3 protein-coding genes and 1 pseudogene are annotated in these 4,456 nt (G+C 38.1%); 1 reads left to right on the top strand and 3 read right to left on the bottom strand.

Annotated elements, in window-relative coordinates; translation table 11 throughout:
• Positions 1-82, top strand: a pseudogene (locus tag FTT71_RS13050) (IS1 family transposase); the annotation flags it as partial.
• 204 nt (positions 83-286) lie between these two features.
• On the opposite strand, the gene FTT71_RS13045 reads toward FTT71_RS13050, so the two are convergent.
• From FTT71_RS13045 to FTT71_RS13035, 3 genes are read right to left on the bottom strand one after another with little or no spacing between them, the layout of a single operon-like run.
• The gene (locus tag FTT71_RS13045) at positions 287-1,231 is read right to left on the bottom strand and encodes a copper resistance protein B (protein ID WP_154320112.1); all 945 of its coding nucleotides are present in this window, start codon (positions 1,229-1,231) and stop codon (positions 287-289) included.
• Entirely contained in the window at positions 1,218-1,556 is a 339-nt protein-coding gene (locus FTT71_RS13040) for a hypothetical protein (RefSeq protein WP_004897649.1), read from the bottom strand. Before FTT71_RS13040 ends, FTT71_RS13045 begins: the two co-directional genes overlap by 14 nt.
• Positions 1,543-3,462 carry a multicopper oxidase domain-containing protein gene (locus FTT71_RS13035; RefSeq protein ID WP_180034265.1) on the bottom strand — a complete coding sequence of 640 codons (1,920 nt, stop codon included), beginning with the start codon at positions 3,460-3,462 and terminating at the stop codon, positions 1,543-1,545. The genes FTT71_RS13040 and FTT71_RS13035 overlap by 14 nt, the downstream gene beginning before the upstream one ends.
• Between the last annotated feature and the right edge of the window lie 994 nt (positions 3,463-4,456).

The following is a 4,456-nucleotide window of genomic DNA, read 5'->3' as shown; positions in this document are numbered from 1 at the left end:
GCAAAGTCATTATGAATCTCTCGAAGTAGATGAGTTCTGGAATTTTGTTGGAAATAAAAAGAATAAACAATGGCTTATTTTTGTTCAAAAGTCATATTTTACCTCGGAGAAACCGGACATTTTTATTGGTGAGAATATAGACACTTTAAATGGGTTCTAACACTCTCGTTTCGTATAACAGCCATTATGTTAAATGGAAGGAAGCAAAATAAGTTAACATTTTGCTTCCGGCCACATTAAGCTAGAGTTTTATTTAAATAAAGCTATTTAGTAATCATTAAATTAATTAAAATCTAAATCTAACACCAGCTCCATATAACCAACCTTTCTCAGAGTTTGATTCTATTTGCCACGACGTTTCATCATTACCTTTTGAATACTCATAGGCAATGTCGATATAAGGCATGATCTTTTTACTGATTTCATAGCGAGTTTCAAACCCTGCGGTTGCACTGCTTAAACCAGTTTTTTTCGCATATTTAGAGTCATCACTAAAGATAGCATCCAACTCTAAATAAGGTTGAATAATCAACTTTTGCGTAATCAGAAAATCACGTTCCGTTTCTAGGCTAAAGCCCGCATAATTGTCTTCTCCCGCATAGAGATAAGCATCAGTTTCAAAGAAATATGGCGCCATACCATGTAAGCCAATCACCGCATCAACATTTTCTTCGGTGTCTTTGCGATGATCATTGAGTTCAACTTTTTCACTACGATAACGTGCACCAATCTGTGCATCCCAAAAGTCTGAAATCATACGGCTATATAAAAGTTTGGCATCATAATGTGCATCATGCGATTCTTCTTTATCGGCATGAATTTTAATAAAAAGCTTATTTTCATCTGTGCCAATACGGGTTTCAAACTCTGACTTTAAATCACCTGTGCCATCTTCATTGACAAGCCACTTATTGTCCACTGTCGTAATCGCATAAATTTGCGCACCGTGTTCTGAGCGATGATCATAATGCGAACTCTGCTGAGCATTCGCATCTGGTACATGATGTAAATGATTAACCGTAGATGTTGCCTGATGTTGTGCCTGATTCATTTGGCTATGGTTCATTTGAGAGCGATCCATTTGCATCGGCTGATTTTGACTAGAAGATGTAGCAACTGTCATTTTTTCAGGCGCACTATGATCTTCACCATTATGTGCCAAACTCACTGCACTGACCATCAACAAAGAGCTTGCTAAAACAGTTTTAGAAAAAAGATTAATGGTGCGCATGTTGATCTCCTTTCTGTACTTTTTGATCTTGCTGTTTCTCTGTTGATTTGTGATGCATTGGCTGATGACCTGCATGTTGATGGTTCATCGGTGCTGAATGTGCAGCATGATTCATTTTCCCCATCATCTGCATGTGTTGTGCATGCTCTTGTGGAGAATGCTGTGAATGATCCATCTCAGACATCGCTTGATGATTCATTGATGGTACATTTTTTCCATCAGTCTGAGCAGTTGAATGATGCCCTTCGTGCGCCAAACTTAAGCTTGTTAAACTCAATACCGCAACAGAAAAAAACGCTTTAAATACAAAATTAGTGATGTGCATGTCCAGCTCCTTTTTGCTCAGTTACTTGGTGAGTTTGAGTCGAATTTGTACCTTGAATTGGCGTTGTAGACACTTGTTCATCGCTAACATTTGCCACGATCAACTTGTTCATCATTCCTGCACTCATGTGATACAACAAATGACAATGGATTGCCCATTCGCCCAACTCATCCGCAGTTAATAAAGCAGTGACTGTTTTACCCGGTGGTACAATCAATGTGTGTTTATTCGGCATATCTACCGACTCTTGACCATTCTCCAACTGCATAAACATGCCATGTAAATGCATGGGGTGCGCCATCATACTGTCATTAATAAATTTGATACGGATACGCTCGCCATACTTCACTTTTAATGGCTCAGCATCGCTGAATTTTTTACCGTTAATCGTCCAAATATAACGCTCCATAGTACCGCCCAAACGCACTACTAATTCACTGCTAGCTTCACGAGTATCTTTTTGCGGTTCTAAAGATTTTAAATCACTATATTGCAAGGCTTTATTGCCCGCAGGTGTAGATGCATTTGCCCAACCATAAACCACTTGATCATTTTCTTGTGGTTTTGCTGTGCCATGCTGTGAATGATCCATTTTCGAGTGATCCATGCCTTGCATATCGCCATGGTTCATTTTTGAATGATCCATTTTCGAGTGATCCATGCCTTGCATATCGCCATGGTTCATTTTTGAATGATCCATTTTCGAGTGATCCATGCCTTGCATATCGCCATGGTTCATTTTTGAATGATCCATTTTCGAGTGATCCATGCCTTGCATATTGCCGTGGTTCATTTTCGAATGATCCATTCCTGCATGATCACCACCACCATGTCCCATATCTTCCATGGTCAAAAGTGAGCGTGGACGTGGTGCAGGCATATGAATGCCATGTGTCATAGGATTTAGTTCATTGTGCAGTGTACCAATCGCATAGCCTGAACGGTCAATTGACTCAGCTTCAATTTGATAATGTCCGCCTTTTGGCTCCACAATCACATCATAAGTTTCAGCTGTGCCAATACGAAACTCATCCACAGCAACAGGTTTTACAGGCTGACCATCAGCACTGACCACAGTCATTTTCAAGTTAGGAATACGGACATCGTAGAAAGACATCGCAGATGCATTCACAAAACGTAGGCGAATTTTTTCATTCGGTTTAAACATTCCTGTCCAATTTTGTTCAGGTGTTTTGCCATTAATGAGGAAGGTATAACCTGTAACATCCGACATGTCGGTTTTTAGCATACGCATCTGATTCCACATTTTGCGGTCAGACCATGTCGCTTTTATGCCATCACGTTTAACCTGCTTCCAAACATCACCCAAGGTTTCACGCTGATCTTGATAATATTCAGCTGAAATTTTAAGATCTTTCTGAATTTGATCACTGGTTTTTTCATGAAAATCTGACAACATCACCACATAGTCACGTTCAGCTTTTTCATGTGCTGCCAATGGTGTTTTACCTTTTGGATAAATCACAAAAGAACCATATAAGCCGTCCTGTTCCTGTCCTTTAGAATGAGCGTGATACCAATAAGTCCCGCTTTGGCGAATCTTGAATTTATAAACATACTCGCTTTGAGGCTTAATACCGTTAAAACCATTAAATCCCGGTACACCATCCATAATGCCCGGCAACAACAGTCCGTGCCAATGAATAGAAGAATCTTGGTTTTTTAAATTATTTTTCACGCGAATGATGGCTTCATCACCCTCTTCAAACTCAAGCAAAGGCGCAGGAAATTGACCATTTACGGTAATGCGCTTTACAGGCTTTCCAGTTGGGCTGACCACTGCTTCATCAATAACAAGCTGATATTCACGCACTTCGGCAAAAACCAAAGGCGACGATGCAAAACAAATACCTGCTAATAGGTACGAACTAATTTTATGAGACATAACTTAACCTTAATTTTTGAAAAATAAATAAATTTTAAAAAAAATGGTTAAGTTTTAGGAGGACGTGAAATTTCTTGCCAATACCCATTTAGATATTGGTTGGGGTAATAAAAATTAGGCTGATCTATAGAATAGAAGGTATCTAGGGGATCTAGCGAGCTTTGCAAAGAATGAAGACATGAGATCTGTGTCTGGCAGGATAAGCTAGAACATTCCTGACACTTTTTGTGATCTATATTCTGATTAAGAGCTAAATGATTATGGCAATCGGTATTCGTCTGTACTTCGTGATTAATACCATGTTGAGTGACTTGCTGTGCTTGATCTAAACAATGATCTTGGCTCATTTCAGTTTGCATATTGATATGCATTATCTTTACTGATGCAACAGACACACTACTCCATCCTATGGCAAAAACCATAAGAAAACAAAACCAAAGTTTTTTGGAGAGATGAGTCAACACGAATGCTATCTAGGAATAGAATTTAATCCAAAATATCTTAACGGAATTTCAAATATTTACAACCCAATATAATTTAGTAGTTTCTCTAAAATTAACATAATACACGTTATGCGAAATTAGAAAAATGAGTTTATTGCACTGATATTTATCTGTTTTTTAAATTTTAGACCTGGGTTGGTGCCCAGGTTTTTTTATTGCGTATAACAGCCATGATGTTAAATAGTTCTCTTTTTAGATAAATATTCATGTTTTCAATACATGCTAATTAGAGATTTTGAACTCAAGCAATTCTATAAAATTTTAACTTATGTGTACCTCTACTTTTAACTTCGGTTATTTATGGGAGGATTACCGGTGGCCTAACTTAAATAAAAAGTCTCCGACAAACCCGGTACGGTTCACTATCTATTGTTATTCTTACCTGAAATTGATGTGAGCTTATAGAGACAAGGTAAATTTGCAAAAGTGCCGGCTATTCAGTGTTCATTGAATGTTTAATTTAATTTATTAAGCTTGACCTTGGAGTGGCT

Origin of the sequence: Acinetobacter sp. YH01004 (genome assembly GCF_013420455.1) — a bacterium.
Lineage (GTDB): Bacteria > Pseudomonadota > Gammaproteobacteria > Pseudomonadales > Moraxellaceae > Acinetobacter > Acinetobacter towneri.
This window is presented reverse-complemented; position numbering and strand designations above follow the sequence as displayed.